This is a genomic window from Rhizobium sp. P1_B8 (assembly GCF_056406515.1).
Map to the genome: position 1 here is coordinate 327,041 of NZ_JBFTZZ010000006.1, position 26,861 is coordinate 353,901.

Here is a 26,861-nt window from a genome sequence, read left to right on the forward strand (position 1 = left end):
TTTGCCCCAAAAACGCAAAAAAGGCGGCCTTTCGACCGCCTTTCGAATTCTGCGATGGTCGTCGTTCAGTCGGCGTCGGCTTCAGCTGCCAAGGCTTTCACCAGCTCCACGACCTTGCGGCGAACCTTGGGATCGGAAATTTTGACGAAGGCGCGGTTGAGCTGCAGGCCTTCCGAGGAAGACAGGAAATCGACGACGTAATTCGAACTGGAGGCTTCGGCCATGCCGCCGCCGGCAGAATGTTCGCCGGGCGCGTCCTCGAAGAAAAAGGACACCGGAACATTGAGGATGTTCGAGATGTTCTGCAGACGGCTTGCGCCGACGCGGTTGGTGCCCTTTTCGTATTTCTGGATCTGCTGGAATGTGATGCCAAGGCTTTCGCCAAGCTTTTCCTGGCTCATGCCCAGCATCGTACGACGGAGGCGAATACGGCTGCCAACATGGATGTCGATCGGATTCGGCTTCTTTTTGTTTTCAATCATGGTCGTGCCCTAGCTAAGAATTTCAACCTGTTTCTAACCGGCATGCCCCTGATCCATCCCAAAACGCCACGTTGCAAGCGGTGAGGAACCCACCTTCAAACATACGTTAAGAACGCCGATTGTCATCACTATGCAATTTTAGGGGTTTTTGGTCAATTCAACCCGGAAATAAAACCTCTGCGAGAAATTAGCGCAATCAGAATCAGCAGCGCCTCGGTCAACCAGAAGTAAGTTTGCCGGGGGTATGTTGTTCCGCGCCCGTCGCTGATACTATCGAGCGTTGCATCGATGAAGCCGGTTTCCGCAAGATCGAGACCCGCAATAATTTCCCCATGGGCATTCACCAGCGCTGAAATGCCGCTATTGGCATCACGAATCAGCGGCAGGCCGGTTTCCACGGCCCGTACCCGCGCCTGCTGGAAATGCTGGTAGGGGCCGGGCGTCGCGCCGAACCAGGCATCATTGGTGATATTGAGGATTGCGTTGGCGTCTTTTATGTCGCCGGTCATTTCATCGGGGAAAATGATCTCGTAGCAGATCAGCGGATAGAGATTGAGCCCGCCGGGCAGCGTCAGCAGGTGCCGGCTTGCCGCGGCCGAAAACCCTCCCGGCATTTCGACGACGTTCTGGATGCCGAATCCGGTGAGCACGTCCTCGAAGGGCAGATATTCGCCGAAAGGCACGAGATGCACCTTGTCGGAGGCGGCGATGATCTGGCCGCGGCCGTCGATCACGTAGATGGAATTATAGTAGCGCACCGGGGTGCCCGGTCCCATCTCCTCGGCGCGTACGGCGCCGGCGATCAGGATCTGATTGTCGTCAAGCGTATCGGCGATCCGCGTCAGCGCATCCTGGTTGTCGGTCAGGATGAAGGGGATCGAGGTCTCCGGCCAGACGATGATATCGGGCTTGCGCCCGCCATTCTTCGGCGCTTCGGCTGACAGCTTCAGATGCGTCTCGAAGATCGCGGCGCGGTCGGCGTCGTTATCCATCTTCGCCGCCTGGTCGATGGCCGGCTGCACCAGCCGCACCACCGGCCGTTTGTCCTCTGGCAAGGCGTCCGGCCGCGGCGCGAGATGGAGAGCATAAGCGCCATAACCGAGATGGGCGGCAAATAGCAGGACGGCGAGTGCGATGCCCGGCCGCGCCCCTTGCCGTGTCCCGGCAAGGGCAGGCGCGGAAAAGACGAAGACGGCAAGGGCCGTCACCCCCATCGCCCCGATCACATGTGCCGACTGCATCATCAGCGGAACCGGCATCATGCCGTAGCCGATGGCATTCCAGGGAAAGCCGGTGAGGATCACGCTTCGAAGCCATTCCATCAGCCCGAAGCCTGCCGCAAGGGCGGCGATCCGCCCCATACCATCTGACCAGACGATGCGGGCAAGGGCAGCCGCCAGCCCGTAGAAGATTGCAAGACAGGCCGGCAGCCCGAGGATTGCCAGCGGCAGCGCCCAGGCGAATTCTTCCTGATCGACCAGCAGCGCATGGCCGAGCCACCAGAGGCCGGCGACGAAATAGCCGAAGCCGAACAGCCAGCCGGTGGCAAACGCCGGCCATAGCCTGCCGATCAGGCCGCTTTCAGGCGAAGCCGCCGCCCCGTCGATCAGCCAGACGAGCAGTGTGAAGGAGACGAACATCGCCGCGAAAAAACCGATGGGCGGCAGCGCCAGAACCGCGAATGCCCCGGCGGCGATGGCCAGCAGCGACCGTTTGAAACCCCAGACGAGGATAACCCTGTCCGCAAGCCGCTCCATGCGCACTCCCATCAAACCGCGAATCAACCCGTTCGCAGTCTTTCAAAAAAGCGGCTCTTTGTCCCGTCAGTTGGGTGCTGTCAGTTCGCGGTCGATTCCGCCGGCCGGTCGTCGCCGGCCTCGGAGCCGGGGGAGATGTCGCCATCCAGCTTGGTCCGGCGGCGGATCGCATGGCGCTTGCGGGTGATGCGCAGCCGCTTGATGCGGCGCGGATCGGCGTCGAGGATGTGGAATTCGAAGCCCGGGAGCGCCTGGACGACTTCGCCGCGCACCGGGATGCGGCCGAGCGCCGAGAAGATCAGGCCGCCCAGCGTATCGACCTCGTCGACCTGCTCGCTGATGTCGAAATCCGGCCCGATCGCCGCGGCGATCTCTTCCAGTTCGACGCGCGCGTCGGCGATGAAGACGTCTTCGGCGACGCGCTTGAACATCACCTCTTCGTCGTCATGTTCGTCGTCGATGTCACCGACCACCATCTCGACGATGTCCTCATGCGAGGCAAGCCCGTCGGTGCCGCCATACTCGTCGATGACGAGCGCCATCTGCGTGCGGTTCACCTGCATGCGACGCAACAGGTCGGACGCCAGCATCGACGGCGGCACGAACAGGATCTTGCGGATGATACCGGCCTCGGCCAGCGTCTTTTGCAGGTCGACGCGGGCGAGATCGAAATTCGTCTTGGCCGAACGCGTGGTCTTCTGGATGTTTTCGGGCGCAACCTCGATCGCCGGCACGGCAACGGCCGGTTTCGTCGGGCCGCGGCGCTTGTTGCGCGCCTGCTTGGCGACGTAGGAGAGCAGGTCGCGGATATGCACCATGCCACGCGGATCGTCGAGCGTATCGGCATAGACGGGCATGCGCGAGCGGCCGGATTCCTCAAAGAGGATCATCAGCTCGCCGATGGTGATGTTCTGGTCGACCGCCTCGATATCGGCGCGCGGCACCATCACGTCGGCGACGCGCACCTCGCGAAAGCGTAGGATGTTGTTGAGCATCGCCCGTTCGTCGGGCGAAAAGGCGTCGTCGCCGGCCGCATCGGTCATCAGCGCGTCGGCGAGATCCTCGCGCAGTCGCGAGCCCTGCTGCGGGCGAAGGATGCGCGCGGCGCGCGACCAGAAGGATTGCGATCGGCCGGATGGCCGACTACTACTGCCTGCCTCGTCCGAAGAGGAGGATGACTCGGAGTCCTTGGCGTCTGCCGCCGGCTTCGTCGTAAAGTCGCTCATGGTTCCATTTTAAGGTCTTGACCCTCGTAGGGATCAGATAGGCCGAGCTGGGCCAAAATGCGAGTCTCCAGCCCCTCCATAATTTCGGCTTCGGCACTATTCATATGGTCGTAGCCGAGAAGATGCAAGAAACCGTGCACCAGAAGGTGGGTCAGGTGGTCGTCGAAACTCTTTTCTAGCTCGGCCGCTTCCCGCTCCAACGTCTCCCGGGCGATGATGATGTCGCCCAGCATCGGGCCGGGCATCTTGCCGGGCTGAACCGGAAAGGCCGGAAAGGAGAGCACATTGGTCGCCTTGTCCTTGCCGCGCCATTCGGCGTTGATGTCCTGGATCGAGGCATCGTCGGTGAAGACGAGCGAAACCTCGGGCGGCATCGTCGGGAAGGGCTGCTTCTCGCTGTCGCGGAGATAGACCACCGCGGCACCGAGCACGCGTTCGCAAAACGACAGCAGCGTCTCCTCGCCGGGCCAGCCGACGTCCTCGACGCTGATCTGGATGTCGAGTTCGGCCATTAGTCCTGCCGGCTGACTTCTTCGGTTTCGACGGCGTAAGTGGAATCATAGGCCCTGACGATGCGCCCGACCAGCGGATGGCGGACGACGTCGGTATCCTTGAAGCGCACGATCGAGATGCCCTCGACGCCGTTCAGAAGCTGCAAGGCCTCGACGAGGCCGGATTTGACGCCGCGCGGCAGGTCGATCTGGCTCGGGTCGCCGGTGACGATCATGCGGGCATTTTCGCCGAGACGCGTCAGGAACATCTTCATCTGCATCGACGTCGTATTCTGCGCTTCGTCGAGGATGATGGCGGCGTTGGCGAGCGTGCGGCCGCGCATGAAGGCGAGCGGCGCGATTTCGATGACGCCGGCGGTGATTGCCCGATCGACCTTGTCGGCAGGGATCATGTCGTAGAGCGCATCATAAAGCGGGCGAAGATAGGGGTCGACCTTTTCCTTCATGTCGCCGGGCAGGAAGCCGAGGCGCTCGCCGGCCTCGACAGCCGGGCGCGACAGGATGATCTTTTCGACCGCGCCACGCTCCAGGAGCTGAGCGGCATGGGCGACGGCGAGATAGGTCTTGCCGGTGCCGGCCGGGCCGACGCCGAAGACAAGCTCGGCGCGTTCCAGCGCCCTGATATAGGCATCCTGGGTCGGCGTACGGGCGATGATCGTCTTCTTGCGTGTGGAAACCTGTGCCATCGTCAGCTTGGCCTTGCGCTCCATGGTTGGCAGGCTGAGCTGATCGTCGGCGGCGACCGCCATACGGATTGCGCCCTCGACGTCGGATCGTTCCACGCTGCCGCCTTTCTGAAGCTTTTCATAGAGATAGTCGAGTGTGCGCCGCGCCTGGTTGGTGGTCACGATATCGCCTGTGATGACGACCGAATTGCCGCGCGCCCGCGCATCGATGTTCAGCCGTTGCTCGAGCAGTTTGAGGTTCTGGTCGAATTGACCGAAGAGCTCGCTGGCGAAGCGGTTGTTCTCGAACGTCAGGACGAAGTGATTGGTGTCGCTCGGCGTGCGGGGGTGGCGCGGTGAAGAAGAAACCAATTCTTGTCCGTTCAAGCGGTCGGGCTCCTTAGGTTAAACCGCAGCCTCTGCGCGTTCGGCAAACAGGCTGTTCGTTCCGGTTCCTGTGATTCGCACTTTGATAATGTCACCGATTTGCGATGCTTTTGCATCAACATTCACAGATTGAAGCCAGGGAGAACGTCCGATTAGTTGTTCCGGCATGCGACCGGGCTTTTCGAGCAACAGGTCAATCTCTTTGCCGATGCAGGATTCGGCAAATTCCTGCTGCTGCTTCAGGAGAAGCATTTGCAGGCGTTCCAGCCGTTCTGCCTTGATCTCTTCCGGCACCTGGTCCTTCAGTTCCGCGCCGGGTGTGCCCGGCCGTGTCGAGTATTTGAACGAGAAGGCCTGTGCATAACGGACCTCCTCCACAAGCCTCAGTGTATCCTCAAAATCCTTGTCTGTCTCCCCCGGAAAGCCGGTGATGAAATCGCCCGACAGCGCGATGTCCGGCCGCACCGTGCGGATGCGCGCAATCAGCGCCAGATATTCGGCAGCCGTATGACGCCGATTCATCGCTTTCAGGATGCGGTCCGAACCCGACTGCACCGGCAGGTGGAGATACGGCATCAGCGCCCTGAGGTCTCGATGGGCATTGATCAGCCGGTCGTCCATGTCGCGCGGATGGCTTGTGGTATAGCGCAGCCGGGCAAGGCCGGGGATCTCGGCCAGCCGGTAGAGCAGGTCGCCGAGGCTCCATGCCTCGCCCCGCGGCCCGGCGCCGTGCCAGGCGTTGACGTTCTGCCCGAGCAGGGTGATCTCGCGCACCCCGCCTTCGGCGAGCTTTTCGGCTTCCTCGACGATCTGGGAAACCGGCCGCGACACTTCCGAGCCGCGTGTATAGGGCACGACACAGAAAGTGCAGAACTTGTCGCAGCCCTCCTGCACCGTCAGGAAGGCGGTAACGCCGCGGGCGCGGATCTTTCGGCTCTCGGCGATCGGCAGATGCTCGAATTTGTCTTCGATCGCATATTCGGTATCGACGACGCGCTGGCCTTGTTTGGCCCGGCGCAGCGCCTCCGGCAGGCGGTGATAGGTCTGCGGGCCGATGACGACGTCGACGGCAGGCGCGCGGCGCAGGATCTCCTCGCCTTCGGCCTGGGCGACACAGCCGGCAACGCCGATCATCATCTCCCGGCCGTCCGCCGCCTTCTTCTTTTTCATCTCGCGCAGCCGCCCAAGCGCCGAATAGACCTTCTCGGCCGCCTTCTCTCTGATATGGCAGGTGTTGAGGAGAACGAGATCCGCCTCTTCCATATCGTCCGTCGGCTCATAGCCGTCGCGGGCGAGGGCATCGCTCATGCGCGTCGAATCGTAGACGTTCATCTGGCAGCCATAGGTCTTGATGAAGACCTTGCGGCTGTTGCTGCCGTCGCGGAGGGCCTCGTTGGGGCCCTCGTGGGGGATTGCCTTCGGGGCCGGGAGAAGGGCGCTGTCCTGTGTCATGGCGCGCTATTTAGTGGTTTTTGACGCCGGAGAAAATCGAAATCTTGTCTTAGAGCCTTTCCTGGTCAGAATGCTGCAATCTGACCAGGAAAGGCTCTAGGAGATTTCCCGCCCGCGCAGTCGGCTGTTGAGGAGGTTGCGGATGCGCAAGGCAATCGTCGCGCTCACCTCCTTGCGGCTGGTGTCGGCGCGGTAATCCACCGCCTCGCCGAAGGATACTTCGGCGTCGATGGCACCGCAGCGCACGATATCGATGAGATGCGGCAAGAGGTCGAGATCCCCCGGCCAGGCCGCGAGCCGCCGGTGATAGCGCCCCATGGCGATGCCGTGCACCCTGGTATAGGCAACCGCCACCGGCTGCACCACGACCGTTCCCGTCGGCGACGTCGGCACCGCCATCGCGGCAGCGCCGAACAGCGACGACTTGACCTCCAACAACCGGTTGCCGTCCGAGGTCGTGCCCTCGGGGAAGAGCACGACGATCTCACCGTCGGCCATGCGCCCGGCGATCTCGTTTGCCTGATGGCCGGTCTTGCGCCGCTCCTCGCGCACGACGAAGACGCTCTTCTGCAGCTTGGCGAGCGTGCCGAAGATCGGCCAGTCGCGCACCTCGATCTTGGCAATGAAGACGACGTCGGCAACGGCCGACATCACCATGATATCCAGCCAGGAAGAATGGTTGGAACAGAGCATCAGCGGCCGGCGATCTTCCAGCTTGCCGCTCACGCGGACGCGGATGCCGAGGCAATAGCAGACGATCCGGTGCCAGACGCGCGGCAGGCTGCGGCGCAGCCGCCAGTCGAAACGCAGCGCCAGCACCTGCAGCGGCATGAGCACGATGCTGACGGCAAGGATGACGACCGCGGCGAAGGCGATGCGCAACCAGGCGATCAAATGCTGGTCTCCCGGGCTGCCATTGCTTCAGAGGTCTTCCTTCTTCAACGGCACGCCGTAGAGCTCCAGCCGGTGGTCGACCAGCCGGAAGCCGTGCTCGCGGGCGATGCGCTCCTGCAGCGCCTCGATCTCCGGCGAGCGGAATTCGATGACCGTGCCGGTCTTCAGGTCGATAAGGTGGTCGTGGTGTTCTTCCGGCACCGTTTCGTAGCGCGAGCGCCCGTCGCGGAAGTCGTGCCGGGCGATGATGCCGGCATCCTCGAACAGCTTCACGGTGCGATAGACGGTCGAGATCGAGATCTTCGCATCGACCTTCACCGAGCGGCGGTAGAGTTCTTCGACGTCGGGATGGTCTTCCGAGTCTTCCAGGATGCGCGCGATCACGCGGCGCTGCTCGGTCATGCGCATGCCGCGTTCGGTGCAAAGCTCCTCAAGGGTCTTGGCTACATCAGTCATCGCCGGCCTATAGAGATATTCGTGTTTCGACAACGCCGCACGGCATTTGCGCCGGCTTGCATGTCATCTTGCTGCCAGGGAACTACCGAAGAACGCGCTTCATGACAAGCGCCGTGGAGAGGGCGCCGTTTTCCTGTCTGTAGTAACCCTGACGTTCGCCGACCTTTTCGAAGCCGAGCTTGCGGTAGAGGCCAAGCGCTGCCGTATTGCCGTTGTCGACCTCGAGAAACATGCTCTCGCCGCCGCGCGACCGCGCTTCCCGCATCGCCGCCTGCATCAGCCGCCAGCCAAGTCCGGCACGGGCGACCTTCGCCTGCACGGCAATGGTCAGGATTTCAGCCTCGCCGGCGACATGGCGGGCAAGAATGAAACCCGGAAGCGGCTTTTTCAGGATGGCATTGGTCTGGCGCGCGACGAAGCCGAACACAGTGTCCTGCATCAGCAGGCCGTGAAATTCACCGTCGCCCCAGGGCCGGGCGAAGCGCTCGCCGTGCAGGACGGCGACATCGCGGCAATCCTCGCGCTCCATGGCGATGATCTCGAATTCCGGTTTCAGCGTCAGATAGGCTTCCAGCATCGTCATACTCGTCGCGCAATCGCGTATCCGGCCTGCGGTTTGGCATCGGGTCCGCGCAGATAAAGGGGCTTCGGCTTTCCGGCATCGGGGGAGGCGGCAGCGCCCAGGCGCGCCACGATGGAGATCGGGAACCTGTTGGTGTGATCGCCGCCGGCGTCGGCCTTCAGCAGCGCCGTCGCCGAACCGGTGATCTCGCCGTCGAAGCCGGCGGCAAATGCCTGTGCTTCTGCAACGCTGACTGCCCGTGGCGCGTCGAGGGACGAACCGTCGGCTGCGAAGGACTGGAGGTAGATCTCGTCGCGCTTGGCATCCATCGCCGCCAGCACGGCGCGATGAGGCGTCTTGTCGCGCTGGGCTGAGGCCATGACTTCGAGTGTCGTGATGCCGACGGCCGGCACATTGAGGGAGAGCGCAAAACCGCGGGCTGCGGCAACACCGACGCGGATACCGGTAAAGGAGCCGGGACCGATGGTGACGGCAAGGCGGTCGACATGAGAAAGTGCCAGTCCCGCCTGATCCAGCGCGCGATCGACGATACCAATCAGATGTTCAGCATGCCCCTTGCCGATCATGTCCGATGCCTCCCCCAGCACCGTATCCCTGCCGCTGTCATAGACGGCGGCAGCGCAGTCCACACCTGCCGTGTCGAGCGCCAGAATGATCATGCCATCAATTTCCGAATAAACTAGTGTCGCCTATCGATAAATCCGTTCGGCCGAACCTGAGGTGAACGGCCGGACGAATTCAAGATTTTTAAGCGGCAATCACTTCCTGCACTTCCGGAACGAAATGGCGCAGCAGGTTCTGCACGCCGTGCTTCAGTGTTGCCGTCGAAGACGGGCAGCCGGCGCAGGAACCCTTCATGTTCAGATAGACCTTGCCGTCCTTGAAGCCGCGGAAGGTGATGTCGCCGCCGTCTTGGGCAACGGCCGGGCGCACGCGGGTTTCCAGAAGCTCCTTGATGGTCAGCACGATCGATTCATCGCCTTCGTCGAAGAATTCGTCGCCGGCATCGGCGTCTTCGGAGAGGATGGAGGCATCGCCCATGACCGGCTTGCCGGACATGAAGTGCTCCATGATCGAGCCTAATATAGCCGGCTTAAGATGTTGCCAGTCGGCATTGTCCTTGGAGACGGAAATGAAATCATAGCCGAAATAGACGCCGGTGACGCCTGATATTTCGAACAGGCGGGCGGCGAGCGGCGAGGCTGCTGCCTCCTCAGTGCTGCGGAACTCGGCCGTGCCGTTTTCCATCACCACCTTGCCCGGCAGGAACTTCTGCGTGGCAGGGTTCGGCGTGGCTTCGGTCTGAATGAACATCTGGTTCTCCATGCGGCCGGCCCATGGTCTCGGCCGTCTTTAGAATTCTTCAAAAGAAGATAAGCCGATTGACGGCGCTAATCAAGAGACTTGTACTCAAGAAAAGCTAGAACAGGATGATTTTAGGCCCGGTTGGCCTAAAATCTGAATCCTGTTCTAAATTATATAGTTAGAGTATGATGTCGTCCGAAAACCGCTCACACTTTTCGGCATCATGCTCTAGCAGAGGGCGTCGATTTCCTCGTTGGTCAGCGTATCCGGCAGCACGGTGACCGGGATCGGAAACGCCGCCGCGCGGCCCGCGACCGAGGAGACCAGTGGCCCTGGACCTTCCTTCGCAGAACCGGCGGCCAGAACCAGGATCGCCACATCGCGGTCTTCCTCGATCACGGCGTTGATCTGTTCGGCAGCACCGCCCTCGCGGATGACGACCTCAGGCTCGATGCCGATGGTCTCGCGCACGATCTGGGCGATCTTGGCAACGACTGCCTCGGCCTCTTCACGGGCTTCGGCCCGCATGATCTCTTCGACGCCGAGCCATTGCTGGAAATCCCCATCCGGGATCACATAGAGCAGCACCAGCCCGCCATTGGAATTCTTCGCGCGCCGGCCGGCATAATGAACGGCGCGTTGGCATTCGGGTGTGCCGTCAATCACCGCCATGAATTTGCGGCGGTGACCTTCGAGCCGTGAGAGTCGCTTCGATACCATAGCGCCGACTCTGACACCCGAAGCGGAAAATTTGCAAGTCCAGTTTTTGCCCTGATGCCCGAGAAGAAATCCTCTTCTCCCCGGGGGAAGGTCCCCTTCTCCCACGGCGGAGAGAAGAGGAGATTTATCTCAATAGAGGAAGCCGATGACGTCGCGCACTTGGCTCATCGTCACCTCGGCGCGCGCCCTTGCGCGCTCGCCGCCCTTGCGCAGGATCGCGTCGATATGGCTGGTATCGTCCATCAGCCGGCGCATCTCGCCGGTGATCGGCGCCAGCACGTGGATCGCCAAATCGACCAGCGCCGGCTTGAAGACGGAGAACTGCTGGCCGCCGAATTCGGCCAGCACGTCCGCCTTCGACTTGTCGGCGAGTGCGGCATAGATCGCCACCAGATTTTCGGCTTCCGGACGGCCCTGCAACCCGTCGATCTCGCTCGGCAAGCCGTCCGGATCGGTCTTGGCCTTGCGGATCTTCTTCGAGATCGCGTCCTCGTCATCCATCAGGTTGATGCGCGAGAGATCGGAGGGGTCCGATTTCGACATTTTCTTGGTGCCGTCGCGCAGCGACATGACGCGCGGCGCCGGCCCGCCGATCAGCGGCTCGACCATCGGGAAATAGGCATGCACCGGCTCGTTGCCGACGGTGATGTCGACGCCGTAGCCGGTCCTGCTGATATGCTCGGCATAGTCGAGGTTGAACTTCATCGCGATGTCGCGGGCAAGCTCCAGATGCTGCTTCTGGTCCTCGCCGACCGGCACATGGGTGCCGCGATAGACGAGAATGTCGGCGGCCATCAGGCTCGGATAGGCGTAAAGGCCGAGCGAAGCCTGCTCGCGGTCCTTGCCGGCCTTGTCCTTGAACTGCGTCATCCGGTTCATCCAGCCGATGCGGGCAACGCAGTTGAAGATCCAGGCGAGTTCGGCATGCTGCGGCACGGCCGACTGATTGAAGACGATATGCTTTTCCGGATCGATGCCGGCGGCGATGAAGGCAGCGGCGATCGAGCGCGTCTGGCTCGGCATGTCCTCGTGCACGAGCTGGGCGGTGAGCGCATGCATGTCGACGACGCAGTAGATGCAGTCATTGCCTTCCTGCAGTGCCACGAACCGGCGGATCGCGCCGAGATAATTGCCGAGATGCAGATTACCGGTCGGCTGCACGCCGGAGAATACGATTTTCTTGAATTCGCTCATGTCGTCCTCAATAGGCTGGTGGAGGGCCCCAGGGCTTTGCGCCCATGTTGCTAACGCGGCGGCTTATGCACGGCCGACCGGTCGCAATCAAGGGGTTCAGGCAGCCGCGTGTTGGATCAGATCGAAAGTGTTGCCGTAGGGATCAGCAAAGACCGCCACCGTGCCGTAAACCTCATGACGCGGCTCTTCCAGAAAGCGCACGCCGACTGCCAGCATCGCGGCATGGTCGCGGGCGAAATCGTCGGTCTTCAGAAAGAAGCCGACACGGCCACCCGTCTGATTGCCGATGGCCGCGCGCTGCGTCTCGTCTGCCGCTTGCGCCAGGAGAAACGCGGCTCCATCCCCACCCCTCGGCCTCACCACCACCCAGCGCTTGCCCTCCGGCTGCAGCTCGTCCTGAAGGCAAGCGAAACCGAGACCATCGCAATAAAAAGCCTTGGCGCGGTCGTAATCGTCGACCACGAGGGTGACGAGGAAAAGAGAGTGGATCGTCATGTGTTGCCTCGCGTTTGAGATGTTTATTCCACCTTTGAGCCACAATTCCCCGGATTTTAAGCCGAATTGATCAACCGACTTACTCATAATTGAGTATAAAATTTCACAAAAAAGCTTTTTTTGAACCGAAAATCCTGCGCCTGGTGCCGGCGCCGTTGGGGTCGCTGGATAGCCGATCGGAGCGACCATGCAGAACGCAATTTTGCTCGCCATGGCAGGCCTTTTCGCCTTTCAATCAGCAACGGGTGCCGTCGGTCAAGACATGAAAAGGCATGGCGTTCATCTTCCAAAACATCAGGCACGTCTCGCCTATACGGTCCAGACAGTCAGCGTTCGTGCCGGCTGCTTTCCAGGGCGCCTGCGAGCGGTCCTGTCGCATATTGCTGCGAAGACCGGCCGACGCCCTGTGATAACCTCGGGCCACAGGCCGCATCCCCGCCGCCATGGGTCGCTGCACGGAAAATGTCTGGCGGCCGATATCAGGATGCCCGGCCTGTCGGAACGCACGATCATTGCTGCCGCAAGAAGCGCGCCGGGCATCGGCGGTATCGGCAGCTATTGCAACGGCATCATCCATGTCGACGTCGGACCGCAAAGGCGATGGGTCGATTGCTGAAGCAATACCAGGAAAAGTGCGCCCTCATCCGTCCTTTGCCGGCGCCGGCTTGCGGTTCAGATTGCGTCGGATCATGCCGAGATTTGCCCCGCCGACCAGGAAAGCGGCGGCGAAATAGATCAGCATCGCAATCGCAATCAGCAGCCCGAGGGTACCGATCTTGGTGACAAGCGGCGCGCCGGAGGCAAGCCAGGGCGCCCAGTGCTGCTTGAGGAAGACGATGGCCGCACCCATGACGGCCGCGGCGACGATCAGCAGAGCGGTGCGCTTTGCCAGCGCCCATTCCCATGTCAGGTGGCCGCGGCGCAAAAGCGTGGTGAACAGCAGCACGGTGCTGATCCAGCCGGCCGTGGCTTCGGCAACCGCGATGCCGGGCGCGCCCATATAGGGGAAGAGGGTCAGCGCCGTGGCGCAGTTGGTCGCAACCGCGACGGCCGAAAAACGCATCGGCGTCTTGGTGTCCTCGCGGGCATAGAAGCCGGGCTGCAATGCCTTGATCAACACGAAGGCCGGCAGGCCGATGCCGTAAATCGCCAGGATCGAGCCGACGACCGCAGTGTTTTCCTGATGGAAGGCGCCGCGCTCATAGAGCACCCGGATGATCTCGTCGGACAGGATCCAGAGCGCGAAGGCGGCTGGGATCGTCAGGAACAGCACGAATTCGATCGAGCGGTTCTGCAGGTTTCCGGCCTCCCGCAGGTTGCCGCCTTTCAGCGCCCGGGCAAGTTCCGGCAGAAGCACCACGCCGACGGCGACGCCGACGACGCCGAGCGGCAGCTGATAGATGCGGTCGGCATATTGCAGCGCTGCGATCGCGCCGTCGCGGGAAGAGGCGATCGCCTGCCCGATCAGCTGGTTGATCTGGGTGATGCCGCCCGTCACCGCAGCCGGCACCGCCAGGATCAGCAGCCGCTTGACGTTCGGTGTCATCTTCGGGAAACGGAAGCCGATGCTCATGCCGGCTGCAAGCACGCCGACATAGACGACGGCGAGCTGCAGGACGCCGGCGGCAAGAACGCCCCAGGAGAGGTACCAGGCCGTCGCCAACGGATCGGCGCCGGTATAGAGCGCATAAAACAGCGCCCCGATCATCACCACGTTGAGGAAGACGGGCGCGATGGCGGCGGCGAAGAAATGATGCAGCGAATTCAGCATGCCGCTCATCATCGCCGTCAGCGACATGCACATCAGATAGGGAAACATCACCGCCGCCATGCGGATCGTGATCGAGAACTTGTCGGGATCGTCGGCAAAGCCCGGCGCGATGACGAAGCGCACCAACAGCGGCATGGCAAGCTCCATCACGATGGTGATGAGGAGCAGTACCGAAAACAGCACGCCGAAGACTTCTTCCGAAAAACGCTTGGCGCCATCCGTGCCGTTCGCCTCGATCTCCTTGGCAAAGAGCGGCACGAAGGCAGCGTTGAAGGCGCCCTCGGCAAACAGCCGGCGGAACAGGTTCGGAAAGCGGAAGGCGGCGTAGAAGACGTCGGCCATCGGTCCGGTGCCGAGGGCCGCAGCCATCAGCGTTTCGCGGGCGAAGCCGAAGATGCGGCTGCCGAGGGTGGCGCCGCCGACGGTCGCGAATTTCTTGACGAGGCTCATGCGTTTGGGCTCATGCGTGGTGGCTCATATGGGGGAACCGGCCTTCTTTTCGGTGGTAGGCGGGGTCCGGGCGGTGGCGGCAGGCGCGATGATGCCGGAGGGCATACGCTCGCGCAATTCATCCTCCTCCTCGGCCATGACCGCCTTCATCCGGGCGGTGATGTTGGCGCGCTTGCTGTCGCCTGATATTTTCTGGCCGACCAGATCGGTGACGTAGAAGGTGTCGATCACCTTCTCGCCGAAGGTGGTGATGCGGGCCGACTGGATGTCAAGCGACAGATCAGAGAGCACGGCGGTGATCTCGGACAGCAATCCCGGCCGGTCGAGGCATTCGACCTCGATGACGGTGAACTTGTTCGACAGGCTGTTGGTGATGTTGACCGACGGCGGAATGACGAATGCCTTGCTTTTCTTGCGGTTGCGCGCGCGCGTGGCGATGACTTCGGGCAGCCGCTTGCGGCCGGATAGCACGTCCTCGATCATCCGTCCGATCGTCGCCGCCCGGCGCAGTTCGTCGGCATCGTCGGTAAATTCGCGGCTGACATGGATCGTGTCGAGCGCCCGCCCGTCCGATGTGGTGAAGATCTGGGCGTCGACGATATTGGCCCCGGCCGCAGCACAGGCGCCGGCAATGACGGCGAGCAGTCGCGGATGGTCGGGCGACAGCACGGTGATCTCGGTGATCGCGTGGAAACTGTCGGTGCGCACCGTGGTGGCGAGCGCCTGGCCCGCCTTATCCGACTGGCGGATGAAATGGGCGTGACGGATCTGGTCTTCCAGCGGTACCGAGAGCAGATAGGGCTGGTAGTGCAGCTTGGTATAGGTATTGCGGTCCTTCTGGCTCCAGTCGGCGAGTGCTGAATGCAGCGCCTCGGCAGCGGCATTGGCCCGCTCCTTGCGGGAGACCTCCGAAAAGCCGCCGGCCAGCAGCAGCTCGGTCTCATAATAGAGCGTGCGCAGAAGCTGGCCTTTCCAGCCGTTCCAGACGCCCGGACCGACGGCGCGGATATCGCAGATCGTCAGGATCAAGAGCATCTTCAGCCGGTCGAGCGACTGCACGCGGTCGGCGAAATCGGTGATCGTCTTGCGGTCGGTGAGGTCGCGGGTCTGCGCCACCATCGACATGGTCAGATGTTCCTCGATCAGCCAGACGACGATCTCAGTCTGCTTCTGCGACAGGCCGAAACGGGCGCAGAGCTTGCGGGCGACGCGGGCGCCGGCGATCGAATGATCCTCCTGGCGGCCTTTGGCGATGTCGTGGAGGAGAACGGCGACATACAGCGCCTCGCGATCCTCGATGCCGGGCATCAGCTTGTTGGCGAGCGGATGCAGGTCCTCGGCGCGCCCCTTGTCGATCTCGGAGAGAATGTCGACGGTGCGGATCAGATGTTCGTCGACCGTATAGTGATGATACATGTTGAACTGCATCATCGCGACGATCTTGCCGAATTCGGGGATGAAGCGGCCGAGCACGCCGGCCTCGTTCATCCGGCGCAGGATGAGCGCCGGATCACGCTTCGACGTCAGGATCGACATGAACAGGCGGTTGGCCTCGTCATTTTCCCGTAGGCTGTTGTCGATCAAAGCGAGTGAACGGGTGACGCGTTTCAGCGCGTCCGGATGGAATTCCAGCCCATTGATGTCGGCGACGTGGAAGAGGCGGATGATGTTGACCGGATCGCGCTTGAAGACTTCTGGGTCGGCGAGCGCGATGCGGCCGCGGTCTTCGACGAATTCGACGCTGCCGGCGATCTTGCGGTTGCGATGGGTGAAGCGGCTGATGACGCCGGTGAGGCCCGGGATCGACTTCGCCTGCTGGTCTTCGAGCGCAGCGCAGAGGATGCGCGTGAGGTCGCCGACATCCTTGGCGACGAGGAAATAGTGCTTCATGAAGCGCTCGACGGCCGAAAGGCCCGGGCGGGTGTGATAACCGAAGGCTTCGGCGATCTCGCGCTGGATATCGAAGGACAGGCGCTCCTCGGCCTTGCCGGTCAGGAAGTGCATATGGCAGCGCACCGCCCAGAGAAAATCGTCGGCTTTCTCAAGCAGACGGTATTCGTGCTTGGACAGCACGCCGAGCTTGACCAGTTCCGCCTGGTCGCGCACGTGATAATAATATTTCGAGATCCAGAAGAGCGTGTGCAGGTCGCGAAGCCCGCCTTTGCCTTCCTTGACATTCGGTTCGACGAGATAACGCGTGTCGCCCGCCTTGCGGTGGCGCTCGTCGCGCTCGGCAAGCTTGGCGGCGATGAATTCGGGACCGGTGCCGGTGACGATCTCCTTGTCGAAGCGGGTCTCGAGCTCGGTTTCGAGCCGCTGCAGGCCGCAGATGTAGCGCATCTCCAGGATGGCGGTGCGGATGGTCATGTCGGACTTGGAAAGCGCGATGCATTCCTCCACCGTGCGGGTGGCATGGCCGACCTTGAAGCCCATGTCCCAGAGCACGTAGAGCATGAATTCGACCGCCTTGTGCGTCTCTTCCGCCGGCCTCGGCAGGAAGAGGAACAGCAGGTCGATATCCGAGCCCGGCGCCAGCGTGTCGCGGCCGTAGCCGCCGACGGCGGTCACCGCGAACTTGTCCTTCTGATGCGGAAAGATATGGGCGGTGGCGAAATTGTAGAGGGCGGCGATGATCTGGTCCTGCAGCCAGGAAATCCGGTAGGCGCAATTGAGCCCGCCGCCGTCGGCCATCAATGCGGCGCGCGCCTTCTGCCGACCTTCCGTGCTCGCCTTCTTCAGCACGGCCAGAAGATCGGCACGCAGGACGTCGGGCCGGCTGCGGTTGGCCTCGGCAACGGCGTCACACTGCTTCTGCAAGAGCTCGACGTCGAGGATATTGGAGAAATCGAGGTCGCGCATCGCTGTCGCCGGGACGGTTTCCTGTTCATGCCGGGCTGCCGGTTCACGGCCTGCCGCTTGTTTCGTCTGCATGCGCTATAGCCCCTTTGCCCGGCGATTGACACGGGCTTTCATACTGCAAGAACCTTTAAATTTGGCGAAATGGTGTTGGTTCGCTGCAAGATGCAAGGGCGCTTTGACGCAAGGCGCCGGCTTTCCCGAAATCCTCAGCCGGCGGCTCGCGCATTCAGCAAATGCAGAACCTGCCGTGTCTCGCGCATGATCTCTTCAAGCGCCTGCCTGTCGCATTCGCGATAGCCCGCCTTGGCGATCGACGTTCCGAGTTCGCAGATCATCGCGCAACATCGGGTGATTTTCAGCATGCCGATCGGCGAAGTCCAGCCGCGGGCGTTGCGGTCCTTGTCGGCGCGCCGCATCGTATCGAGCATAGAGCAGATGAGCGAGAGGCGCTCGGTTTCGCGAACCAGTTTTTCCATGAACATGGCGCGCTACTCCTATTTCAGCTTCTTCTTGAGATCGTAAAGCGCATCCATTGCCTCGCGCGGCGTCATGTCGTCAAGGCTCATCGCTTTCAACGCCTCCTCGACCTTGGAGGGTCCGCGGGCGGTATCCTCGCGGCGCACCGCCACCTGGAAGAGCGGCAGGTCGTCGATCAACTGGCTCGCCGGGTTCTTGCGGTCGGCATCTTCCAGACGGGTGAGCACATCGCGGGCTCGCGCCACGACCGAGGCCGGAAGCCCGGCAAGGCGCGCGACCTGAATGCCGTAGGAGCGGTCCGCCGCACCCGGCCCGACCTCGTGCAGGAAAATGACGTCGCCGTCCCATTCCTTGACGCGCATCGTGGCGTTCGACAGCCGGCCAAGCTTTTCCGAAAGCACGGTCAGCTCGTGGAAATGCGTGGCGAAGAGGCCGCGGCAGCGATTGGCCTCATGCAGGTGCTCGACGGCGGCCCAGGCGATGGAAAGACCGTCGAACGTGGCGGTGCCGCGGCCGATCTCGTCGAGGATGACAAGGGAACGGTCGCTCGCCTGGTTGAGGATCGCCGCCGTTTCCACCATCTCGACCATGAAGGTCGAGCGACCGCGCGCCAGGTCGTCTGAGGCGCCGACACGCGAGAAAAGCCGGTCGACGATGCCGATATGGGCTGATGTCGCCGGCACGAAGGAGCCCATCTGCGCTAGAATGGCAATGAGCGCATTCTGGCGCAGGAAGGTCGACTTGCCGCCCATGTTCGGGCCGGTCAGCAGCCAGATCGCCCCGTCCCGGTCATCGGTCTTTGGCGAGAGATCGCAATGATTGGCGACGAAGGGGCCGCCAGCCTGCCGCCTCAGCGCCTGCTCGACAACCGGATGGCGCCCACCGTCGATGGCAAACATCTTCGAACCGTCGACCTGCGGGCGGCAATAGGCCTGCTCCTCGGCGAGAAGCGCCAGACCTGCGGCGACGTCGATGACGGCAAGCGCCCGGCCGCCTGATTTGATCGCCTCGGCTTCCGCAACGACGGCCGCCGTCATCCTGTCGAAGGCTTCGAGCTCGATCGTAAGCGCCTGGTCGGCGGCATTGGCGATGCGGCTTTCGAGATCGGCAAGTTCGGTCGTGGTGAAGCGCATGGCGTTCGCCATCGTCTGGCGGTGGATGAAGCGGGCTTTCGCGTCCGCCGTCTCCGTCATCGGTGAGGCATTGCCGACGGTGACTTCGATAAAATAACCGAGGACGTTGTTGTGCTTGATCTTCAGCGACCGGATGCCGGTTTCCTCGGCATATTGCAATTGCAGGCCGGCGATGACGCGCCGCGACTGGTCGCGCAGTGCCCGGACCTCGTCGAGCTCGACGCTGGCGCCGTCGCGGAGAAAACCGCCATCGCGTTTCAACAGCGGCAATTCGTCGGCAAGCGTCTCGGCAAGCAGCTTTTCCAGCGCCGCGGGAAGGGCCTGCAGCCCGGATAATGCCTGGCCGAGCTCTTCGGGCAGCATCGCCTTGCCGAGCATCGCCGCAAGTCGGCCCGCCGCTTCCAGGCCCTGGCGGATCGCCCAGAGATCGCGCGGACCGCCGCGGTCGAGCGCCAGCCGAGACAGCGCGCGCGGCATGTCGGGCACATGTTTCAGCGTGTCGCGCAGATTGCCGCAGAGCAAAGGCTCGCCGATCAGGAAGCCGATCGAATCGAGCCGTGCATTGATGCGGGCGGGGTCGGTCAGCGGCGACATCAGCCGTTCGGCAAGAAGCCTGGCGCCGCCGCCGGTGACGGTGCGGTCGATCGCCTTCAGCAACGAGCCGTTGCGATCGCCCGAAAGCGTGCGGGCAAGTTCGAGATTGGCGCGAGTGGCGGGGTCGATGAACAGCGTCGAAGCGGCACTTTCCCGCTCCGGCTTTCCAAGCGGCGGCCGCTCGGCGATCTGTGTCTTCTCGACATAGGCGACGGCGGCGGCTGCCGCCGCAAGCTCGGCGCGCGAAAAGGTGCCGAAGCCGTCGAGCGTCGCGACGCCGAAATACCGCGCGATCCGGCCTTCTGCGCTGGCGCTGTCGAAGAGCACGGCCGGCTGCGGTACGGCTGTCCGGCCGAGCACGTCGAAGACCGGCTTGAGTTCGGGATCGTGGAAGATCGTGTCGGGCAGGATGAGTTCGCGCGGATCGATGCGCAGGATATCGGCAAGCAGGCGCGAGGCTTCGGTCTCGGCAAGCCGGAAGACGCCTGTGGAAATATCGATCCAGGCCAGCGCCAGCAAGGCTTCGCCGCTGCCGCGAATACGGGTCAGCGCCATCAGATAGTTGGATTCCGAGGGCGAAAGCAGCTTTTCCTCGGTGATCGTGCCTGGAGTGACGAGGCGGACGACGTCACGCTTGACGACGGATTTCGCGCCGCGTTTCTTCGCTTCCGCGGGATCCTCGATCTGCTCGCAGACGGCGACACGGAAGCCGAGGGAAATCAGCTTCTGCAGATAGTCGTCGGCCGCATGCACCGGAACGCCGCACATCGGGATATCCTGGCCCATGTGCTGGCCGCGCTTCGTCAGCGTGATACCGAGCGCGCGTGAGGCTTCCAGGGCATCCTCGAAGAACAGCTCATAGAAATCGCCCATGCGATAGAACAGAAGCGAACCCGGATTGTTCGCCTTGATCTCGATAAATTGCTCCATCATCGGCGTCGCCGAGGCACGGCTTTCCGCCGTGGCGAGCTCGGCAGCCGAAAAGGCTTCATTCCCTGTGTCTATTCGTGCGTTCACGGAGGTGGAGTTTTTCCCAAAAAAACAGGTGCCAACCCTATCCGCGCGCCGCTATAGATGACAACAGCATTTGAGGAAGAGCAAAGCGTCGCCCACAGGACGTTGGAGGATTTATGCCCGATATCGATAAGAAGGACCGGCCGGTGACGTCTGTTACCGACCAGGAGGCGCTCGAATTTCACGCAATGGGCCGGCCCGGCAAGCTGGAGATCAACCCGACCAAGCCGATGGCGACGCAGCGCGACCTCTCGCTTGCCTATTCGCCGGGTGTTGCCGTGCCCGTCAAGGCGATCGCCGCCGATCCGCAGACGGCCTATGATTACACCGCCCGCGGGAACATGGTCGCCGTCATTTCCAACGGCACGGCAATCCTCGGCCTTGGTAATCTCGGCGCGCTGGCCTCCAAGCCCGTCATGGAAGGCAAGGCGGTGCTGTTCAAGCGCTTCGCCGACGTCGATTCCATCGACCTCGAGATCGATACGGAAAATGTCGACGAGTTCATCAACTGCGTGCGCTTCCTCGGTCCCTCCTTCGGCGGCATCAACCTCGAGGATATCAAGGCGCCGGATTGTTTCGTCATCGAAAGCCGGCTGCGCGAGCTGATGGATATTCCCGTCTTCCATGACGACCAGCATGGAACGGCGATCATTGCCGCTGCCGGCCTGATCAATGCGCTGGAGCTGACCGGCCGCGACCTGAAGACGACGAAGCTCGTCTGCAACGGTGCGGGTGCTGCGGCGATCGCCTGCGTCGAACTGATCAAGGCGATGGGTTTTGCGCCTGAGAACGTCATCCTCTGCGATACCAAGGGCGTCATCTACCAGGGCCGCACCGAGGGCATGAACCAGTGGAAATCGGCGCATGCGGCAAAGACCGACGCACGCACGCTAGAAGAGGCGATGGAGGGCGCGGACGTCGTTTTCGGCCTGTCGCAGAAGGGCGCGTTTTCGGCCGAGATGATCCGCTCGATGGCCGAACGGCCGATCATCTTCGCCATGGCCAATCCCGATCCCGAGATCACGCCGGAAGAGGTCGCCCGCATCCGCGACGACGCCATCATGGCGACGGGTCGTTCGGACTATCCGAACCAGGTCAACAACGTCCTCGGCTTTCCCTATATCTTCCGCGGCGCTCTCGATGTGCGCGCCTCCACAATCAACGACGCGATGAAGATCGCCGCCGTCAAGGCGCTGGCAAACCTTGCCCGCGAGGACGTGCCGGATGATGTGGTCGCCGCCTATCAGGGCAACCGGCCGCGTTTCGGGTCGCAATACATCATCCCCGTTCCTTTCGATCCCAGGCTGATCTCGGCGATCCCGGTTGCCGTCGCGCAAGCCGCGATCGAAAGCGGCGTCGCCCGCAAGGTCATCACCGACATGGCCGGCTACGCCCGCGAGTTGTCGGCGCGCCGCGATCCGATCGCCTCGACGCTCGCCAGACTCTACGAGCGTGTCCGCCGCCATCCGAAGCGGATCGTCTTTGCCGAGGCCGAGGAAGAACAGGTCCTGCGCGCCGCCATGTCCTATGCCAACCAGCAGCTCGGCACCGCCATCCTGCTCGGTCGCGAGGACCTGATCCGGGCGACGGCGGAACGCGCTGGCATCGATCTCAACCGGCCGGGCCTCGAGATCGTCAATGCCCGTATCTCGACCCGGGTCGAGGCCTATATCGACTATCTCTATGCCAGGCTGCAGCGGAAGGGTTATCTCCACCGCGATGCCCAGCGGCTGATCCACAACGACCGCAACCATTTCGCCGCCACCATGGTGGCGCTCGGCGACGCCGACGGCATGGTGACGGGCATTACCCGCAATTATTCGACGGCACTCGAAGATGTGCGCCGCTGCATCGACCAGAAGCCCGGCCATCGCGTCATCGGCGTATCCCTGGCGCTCTGCCGCGGCCGCACCGTTTTTGTTGCCGATACCGCGGTGCATGACATGCCGACGGCCGAGGAGCTTGCCGATATCGCCGAGGAAGCCGCAGGTCTCGCGCGGCGCATGGGTTATCCGCCGCGTGTCGCTCTGCTTGCCTATTCCACCTTCGGCCACCCCTCGGGCGAACGCTCCGAGCGGGTGCGCGAAGCAGTGAAAATCCTCGACAAGCGCCGCGTCGATTTCGAATATGATGGCGAGATGGCCGCCGATGTCGCCCTGAACCGCAAGGTGATGGAGCAATATCCCTTCTGCCGCCTCTCCGGCCCGGCCAACGTCCTCGTCATGCCGGCTTTCCACTCGGCCTCGATCTCGACCAAGATGCTGCAGGAGCTCGGCGGCTCCACGGTGATCGGCCCGATTCTCGTCGGCGTCGACAAGCCGGTGCAGATCACCTCGATGGGCGCCAAGGACAGCGACATCGTCAACATGGCGGCGATCGCCGCCTATGGGGCTGGTTCGTAAACTCGTCCTGCGTTTCTGAGACGCGCCTTCTGGTGCCCGGCCTTGTGTGTCGGCCGGGCATTTATCCGGCTTTAGACTGGCGCCAAGGGGTGAAGCATCATGAGCGCCAAAGCCTGCCAGCCATTGCCGGCCGATCGTGCCCTGCCTCGAGCACGCCTCCTGAAGATGAGATCAAGTTGAGAAACAGGCTTGTCGTTTTAGCCATCGTGGTCGCCAGCTGTTTCGCTTATACGAAATTGATGGCCAGGGTCGGCTCAGGCTCGCCGCCTCCGGATGCGCCATTGGAACAACAGGCTGACCTCATTCGCGTTTATAAATCCGAACGCCGCATGCTCCTTTTGAGAGGCGATGCTCCCATCTCTACATACCGGATTTCTTTAGGCACGGCTGCCGATGCCGGGCCCAAGCAGCGAGAAGGTGACGAGAGAACACCTGAAGGACGTTATGAAATAGACTGGCGAAATCCAAAGTCCATGGCCTATCTGAGCCTGCACATTTCCTATCCAAATCCGGATGATCGGCGCAACGCTGAAGCAGGGGGTTTTCCTGCCGGGGGCGATATCATGATCCACGGGCTTCCCAATGGCTGGGGCCTCTTCGGAAACGTCCATCACCTGTGGGATTGGACGGATGGCTGTGTTGCAGTAACCAACTCGGAGATGCGCGATATCTGGGCTCGCGTCCCCAATCATACGCCGATAGAGATCATGCCCTGAAACATTGCCGGGGCCTGGCGACTAGGAAAGGCTCTAGCTCGCGAAGCGGCCGGCGTCGGCGCCGTAGTAATTCAGGTAGCGGTCGGAAATGCTGGAGATCGGCAGCACGATCAGCACGTCCGTCGTGTTGAAGGCATGATCAATGACCGCGCTGGAGCCGACCATCGCGCCGAGGCGCAGATAGCCCTTGATCAGCGGCGGCAGCGCCATCAGCGCCCGCTTCGGGTTGATGGCCTCGACCGGCATCAGATCCATGTTGCGGGCGAGATCCGGCAGTGCCCCGACGGCCCATTCGTTCTTCGCCAGCACGTTGTGATAGAGGAAGGACAGCGCCAGCGCGTGGCTTTCGAGATAGACACCGGGGAACGAGGCGCAGCCGAACATGGCGCTGACGCCGTGTTTCAGCGCATAGGCCCAGTTGCCCTGCCACAGGAGCTCGACGGTGCGCTTGGTGCGGTATTCCGGCAGCACGCAGGAGCGGCCGAGCTCCATGAAGCGCTTGTCCGGATGTTTCGCGATAAGGCCCTCGATTTCGAATTCGGAAGCCGAGTAAAAACCGCCATTGGCGACGGCGACATCCTGACGCAACAGCCGGTAGGTGCCGACGATCTGGTCTTCCGGGTCGCCCTCGATCGAGCGGTCGAGAACGAGAAGATGGTCGCAGACGGCGTCATAGGCGTCGACATCACGCTGCCGGCGCATGGCATCCAGCGGCAGCTGCGCCTTCATTTCGTCGACGAAGACGCGGTAGCGCACGGCCTGGGCAGCATCGATCTCGCGCGCCGTGCGGGCAAGGCGGGTCTCCAGATTGCCGATGCGGCCGAGGATATCGCCGTCCTTTTGCACAGCAGCCGTCGAGGGTGGGGCAGCCTCCGCGGTGGTGTCACGATTCAGGATGTCGATGGCGGACATGACGATTCTCCCGTTGCCGGCTTATCGACGCCATAAAACACTTCTCTGCGACAGGAAAGTGACATTTTGAATTTCCAAGCGCAAGCAGCGGGCCGGTTCCTGAGGCGCTCACCGCGCCTCTGCCCGGCGGGCGGAAAGTGCGGCGACCGCCTGAACTTCGGTCAGCAGCCGCACCGGATCGACCGGCTTTACCATGACGCGGTTGGCGCCGTTGAGCAAGACCTGGCGGCGTGAATCGTCGCTCTTGTCGGCAGTCAGCACGATCACCGGCACCGAGGCGAGATCGAGCCGCCGCTCGTGGCCGCGCAGGCGTCCCAGCATGTCGATGCCGTTCCCACCCGGCATCGAGAGATCGCTGATGATGATATCGGGTCGGGCATTCGCCTCGCAGAGCGCGCAGTCGAGCAGCGACTCGAAATCTTCGACATGGCGCACCTTATGCCCGCCCTTTTCCAGGACGACGCGCACCAGCATGGCATTGATCGGATCGTCCTCGCCGAGCAGGATGCTGAGCCCGCTGGCGGGAACCACCGTCTCCGCCACCGAAAGGCCGAAGCCCGGCTGGTTGTCGTTCAGCGCGTCGCGCTTCTCCATGCCGCGCATGCGCCCGCGCAGCACGTCGATCAGCGACTGTTCGCGCAGCGGCCGGATCAACCAGGCATCGAAAAGGTCGAGCGGATGGGCGCTGCGTTCTTCCGGGTTGACGAGCAGGACCTTGCGCAGGCCAAGGGCGGCGATTTCGGCGCGATCGGCAAGATGATCGGAAAATTCCGCCGACATGCGATGGTCGATGATGATATCGGTCGGCCGCCGTCCGCCCTTTGCCAATCCGAGCAGCGTTGACCGCGCCGTCTCGCCGTCGCCGACGAGATGGCAGAGGCCACCGAGCGCGGTGATCGTCTCGGCGATGGCGGTACGCGCGGCACCTGCCGGCGCCAGCAGCACGACGCTGTTGCCGGCAAGCAGCGTGTTTCGCCGGTCGGGGCGCTCGCTGCCGATATCGACCGGGAAGCGGATGGCGAATTCGCTGCCTCTGCCCTTTTCGCTGGCAACCGTCAGAGTGCCGTTGAATTCGCGCATGATGCGGGCGGAGATGGCAAGGCCGAGCCCGGTCCCGTTGCTCTTGTCGGCAACGGTCCCGCCCTGCTCGAACTCGCCGAAGACGCGCGCCTGCTCCTCCGCCGTCATGCCGGGACCGCTATCGGTCACAGTGATCAGCAAGTCGCCGGCGTCGAGCGACACGCGGATGAAGACGCCGCCGACCTGGGTGAACTTCACGGCATTGCCGATGACGTTGAACAGAACCTGGCGCAGCCGCGCCGGGTCGAAGCTCATATTTTCGGGGACATCGGATGACACGGTGGCGCCGATCTCGATACCCTTTTCATGCGCCCGGTGGGCGAGCATCTCGACGACGCTTTCCAGAAGCTTGCGCAGCGATTCCGAGCGCGGATGCAGCGCGAAGCGGCCGACCTCGATGGTAGAGAAATCGAGCAGATCCTCGACGAGCTGCGTCAATGCATGGCCGGACTGGCGGATGCTCGCGAGATAGTTCTGCTGCTCCTGCGTCAGCCGCGTCTCCGCAATCAGATGCGTCATGCCGAGGATGCCGGAAAGCGGGGTGCGCACCTCGTGGCTGACGGTGGCAAGCAGCCTCGATTTGGCGGCGCTGTTATATTCAGCCTTCTGGCGGGCCTCCTCGCGGCCCTGCGCGATGAGCCGCTCGTCTGTCACGTCGCGGGCAACGCTTTGCAGCAGCAGGCGGCCGTTCGCCGGGTCGCGGGTAACGACGTCGCGCCAGAGGAAGATGCGCTGGCCTTCCGGTGTCGAGATCTCGACATCGTAGCAGTGCGATATCGGACCGGGGCGGAAGGCAAGGCCGATCTCCTCGCAGGTTCTTCCTTCCGGACGCAGGCGCCCGGTCAGGCGGCGAAAAGTGTCGTTGGCGGAGATGATGCGCCGGTCCATGGTGCGGCTGACCGTGATGTCGCCGAGCACGTCGTGCACGTCGGCAAACAGCTTTGCGCCGGCGTTCCAATCCGGCATGGATTGACCGGGACGCTGCCCGGCCTTGCGCGACCGAACCATCAACAGGGCATAACTGGCGATGACGGCAAGGCCAAGAACGACGAGACCGCCCGAAAGCAGCAGCGGATCGCCGGCATGGGCAAGCAGCATCAGGATCGTTGCGGCAAGAAGGCCGGCGCCGCCCAGCCAGTAGAACAGCAGGCGCCTGGTCGCTGCGGGCCCGCTCTGGCGATCATCGGCTCCCCGGGGTGCCGCTGCGTTCGGTCGTGAGGAAAGGGCCTCCATCCGCTTCTCATGCGGCTTAGCGGCGGGTCCACCGAAGGCGGCGGACAATCTTTCCTGCAACTGTCCCAGGTTCTGCATGCTACCTAGCTAAC

23 protein-coding genes are annotated in these 26,861 nt (G+C 62.6%); 3 read left to right on the forward strand and 20 right to left on the reverse strand.

The features are described from left to right. Nucleotides 1-65 precede the first annotated feature (65 nt). The 14 genes from AC1D2N_RS11230 to AC1D2N_RS11295 form a co-directional block, all read right to left on the reverse strand. Nucleotides 66-482 (reverse strand): helix-turn-helix domain-containing protein, encoded by a 417-nt coding sequence (locus AC1D2N_RS11230; RefSeq protein ID WP_018244494.1) that lies wholly within the window; start codon nucleotides 480-482, stop codon nucleotides 66-68. A gap of 152 nt (nucleotides 483-634) precedes the next feature. Further along, nucleotides 635-2,239, reverse strand: coding sequence for an apolipoprotein N-acyltransferase (gene lnt, locus AC1D2N_RS11235; protein WP_065276905.1), 1,605 nt, complete (start codon nucleotides 2,237-2,239; stop codon nucleotides 635-637). A gap of 80 nt (nucleotides 2,240-2,319) precedes the next feature. Continuing rightward, nucleotides 2,320-3,465 carry a hemolysin family protein gene (locus AC1D2N_RS11240; RefSeq protein ID WP_018244496.1) on the reverse strand — a complete coding sequence of 382 codons (1,146 nt, stop codon included), beginning with the start codon at nucleotides 3,463-3,465 and terminating at the stop codon, nucleotides 2,320-2,322. Next, entirely contained in the window at nucleotides 3,462-3,977 is a 516-nt protein-coding gene (gene ybeY / locus AC1D2N_RS11245) for an rRNA maturation RNase YbeY (RefSeq protein WP_018244497.1), read from the reverse strand. The genes AC1D2N_RS11240 and ybeY overlap by 4 nt, the downstream gene beginning before the upstream one ends. Continuing rightward, nucleotides 3,977-5,029 carry a PhoH family protein gene (locus tag AC1D2N_RS11250; RefSeq protein WP_018244498.1) on the reverse strand — a complete coding sequence of 351 codons (1,053 nt, stop codon included), beginning with the start codon at nucleotides 5,027-5,029 and terminating at the stop codon, nucleotides 3,977-3,979. The genes ybeY and AC1D2N_RS11250 overlap by 1 nt, the downstream gene beginning before the upstream one ends. A gap of 18 nt (nucleotides 5,030-5,047) precedes the next feature. After that, complete coding sequence (miaB, locus tag AC1D2N_RS11255) at nucleotides 5,048-6,481, reverse strand: tRNA (N6-isopentenyl adenosine(37)-C2)-methylthiotransferase MiaB (RefSeq protein ID WP_018244499.1); 1,434 nt, start codon at nucleotides 6,479-6,481, stop codon at nucleotides 5,048-5,050. Between the two features lie 96 nt (nucleotides 6,482-6,577). Continuing rightward, nucleotides 6,578-7,375 carry a lyso-ornithine lipid O-acyltransferase gene (gene olsA, locus AC1D2N_RS11260; RefSeq protein ID WP_018244500.1) on the reverse strand — a complete coding sequence of 266 codons (798 nt, stop codon included), beginning with the start codon at nucleotides 7,373-7,375 and terminating at the stop codon, nucleotides 6,578-6,580. 27 nt (nucleotides 7,376-7,402) lie between these two features. Further along, on the reverse strand, nucleotides 7,403-7,831 hold the full coding sequence (locus AC1D2N_RS11265; RefSeq protein WP_003544875.1) for a Fur family transcriptional regulator: 429 nt from the start codon (nucleotides 7,829-7,831) through the stop codon (nucleotides 7,403-7,405). Nucleotides 7,832-7,913: 82 nt separating this feature from the next. Beyond that, on the reverse strand, nucleotides 7,914-8,414 hold the full coding sequence (locus AC1D2N_RS11270) for a GNAT family N-acetyltransferase (RefSeq protein WP_018244501.1): 501 nt from the start codon (nucleotides 8,412-8,414) through the stop codon (nucleotides 7,914-7,916). Next, complete coding sequence (gene tsaB / locus AC1D2N_RS11275) at nucleotides 8,411-9,073, reverse strand: tRNA (adenosine(37)-N6)-threonylcarbamoyltransferase complex dimerization subunit type 1 TsaB (protein WP_028731681.1); 663 nt, start codon at nucleotides 9,071-9,073, stop codon at nucleotides 8,411-8,413. The genes AC1D2N_RS11270 and tsaB overlap by 4 nt, the downstream gene beginning before the upstream one ends. Nucleotides 9,074-9,161: 88 nt before the next feature. After that, nucleotides 9,162-9,728, reverse strand: coding sequence for a NifU family protein (locus AC1D2N_RS11280; protein ID WP_018447786.1), 567 nt, complete (start codon nucleotides 9,726-9,728; stop codon nucleotides 9,162-9,164). A 219-nt stretch (nucleotides 9,729-9,947) separates the two neighbouring features. Then, nucleotides 9,948-10,439, reverse strand: coding sequence for a universal stress protein (locus AC1D2N_RS11285; RefSeq protein WP_003544884.1), 492 nt, complete (start codon nucleotides 10,437-10,439; stop codon nucleotides 9,948-9,950). Between the two features lie 129 nt (nucleotides 10,440-10,568). Continuing rightward, the gene (gene trpS, locus AC1D2N_RS11290) at nucleotides 10,569-11,633 is read right to left on the reverse strand and encodes a tryptophan--tRNA ligase (RefSeq protein ID WP_130651591.1); all 1,065 of its coding nucleotides are present in this window, start codon (nucleotides 11,631-11,633) and stop codon (nucleotides 10,569-10,571) included. Nucleotides 11,634-11,729: 96 nt separating this feature from the next. Then, a complete protein-coding gene (locus AC1D2N_RS11295; protein WP_130651592.1) occupies nucleotides 11,730-12,128 on the reverse strand; it encodes a VOC family protein in 399 nt (132 codons plus the stop codon). Between the two features lie 187 nt (nucleotides 12,129-12,315). Here AC1D2N_RS11295 and AC1D2N_RS11300 point away from each other — a divergent pair, with 187 nt between their 5' ends. Beyond that, nucleotides 12,316-12,744 carry a YcbK family protein gene (locus tag AC1D2N_RS11300; RefSeq protein ID WP_018244506.1) on the forward strand — a complete coding sequence of 143 codons (429 nt, stop codon included), beginning with the start codon at nucleotides 12,316-12,318 and terminating at the stop codon, nucleotides 12,742-12,744. Between the two features lie 24 nt (nucleotides 12,745-12,768). Here the strand turns inward: AC1D2N_RS11300 and murJ are convergent, their stop codons facing one another. The 4 genes from murJ to mutS all read right to left on the reverse strand — a co-directional run bounded on the left by murJ (nucleotide 12,769) and on the right by mutS (nucleotide 20,429). Further along, nucleotides 12,769-14,349 carry a murein biosynthesis integral membrane protein MurJ gene (gene murJ, locus AC1D2N_RS11305; protein ID WP_128408946.1) on the reverse strand — a complete coding sequence of 527 codons (1,581 nt, stop codon included), beginning with the start codon at nucleotides 14,347-14,349 and terminating at the stop codon, nucleotides 12,769-12,771. Nucleotides 14,350-14,373: 24 nt separating this feature from the next. Then, nucleotides 14,374-17,280 carry a [protein-PII] uridylyltransferase gene (locus AC1D2N_RS11310; protein ID WP_018244508.1) on the reverse strand — a complete coding sequence of 969 codons (2,907 nt, stop codon included), beginning with the start codon at nucleotides 17,278-17,280 and terminating at the stop codon, nucleotides 14,374-14,376. A gap of 134 nt (nucleotides 17,281-17,414) precedes the next feature. Further along, on the reverse strand, nucleotides 17,415-17,690 hold the full coding sequence (locus tag AC1D2N_RS11315) for a hypothetical protein (RefSeq protein WP_018244509.1): 276 nt from the start codon (nucleotides 17,688-17,690) through the stop codon (nucleotides 17,415-17,417). 12 nt (nucleotides 17,691-17,702) lie between these two features. Next, nucleotides 17,703-20,429, reverse strand: coding sequence for a DNA mismatch repair protein MutS (gene mutS, locus AC1D2N_RS11320; protein WP_130651593.1), 2,727 nt, complete (start codon nucleotides 20,427-20,429; stop codon nucleotides 17,703-17,705). A 113-nt stretch (nucleotides 20,430-20,542) separates the two neighbouring features. Here mutS and AC1D2N_RS11325 point away from each other — a divergent pair, with 113 nt between their 5' ends. Both AC1D2N_RS11325 and AC1D2N_RS11330 read left to right on the forward strand, forming a co-directional pair. Continuing rightward, nucleotides 20,543-22,828: an NADP-dependent malic enzyme gene (locus tag AC1D2N_RS11325; protein WP_130651594.1), complete on the forward strand. Its 2,286-nt coding sequence runs from the start codon at nucleotides 20,543-20,545 to the stop codon at nucleotides 22,826-22,828. A 176-nt stretch (nucleotides 22,829-23,004) separates the two neighbouring features. After that, nucleotides 23,005-23,544 carry a L,D-transpeptidase family protein gene (locus tag AC1D2N_RS11330; RefSeq protein ID WP_130651595.1) on the forward strand — a complete coding sequence of 180 codons (540 nt, stop codon included), beginning with the start codon at nucleotides 23,005-23,007 and terminating at the stop codon, nucleotides 23,542-23,544. A 33-nt stretch (nucleotides 23,545-23,577) separates the two neighbouring features. On the opposite strand, the gene olsB is transcribed toward AC1D2N_RS11330, so the two are convergent. Together olsB and AC1D2N_RS11340 are read right to left on the reverse strand one after the other, a co-directional pair. Next, the gene (gene olsB, locus AC1D2N_RS11335) at nucleotides 23,578-24,456 is read right to left on the reverse strand and encodes a l-ornithine N(alpha)-acyltransferase (protein WP_018244513.1); all 879 of its coding nucleotides are present in this window, start codon (nucleotides 24,454-24,456) and stop codon (nucleotides 23,578-23,580) included. Between the two features lie 108 nt (nucleotides 24,457-24,564). Further along, nucleotides 24,565-26,847 (reverse strand): hybrid sensor histidine kinase/response regulator, encoded by a 2,283-nt coding sequence (locus AC1D2N_RS11340; protein WP_128408942.1) that lies wholly within the window; start codon nucleotides 26,845-26,847, stop codon nucleotides 24,565-24,567. Between the last annotated feature and the right edge of the window lie 14 nt (nucleotides 26,848-26,861).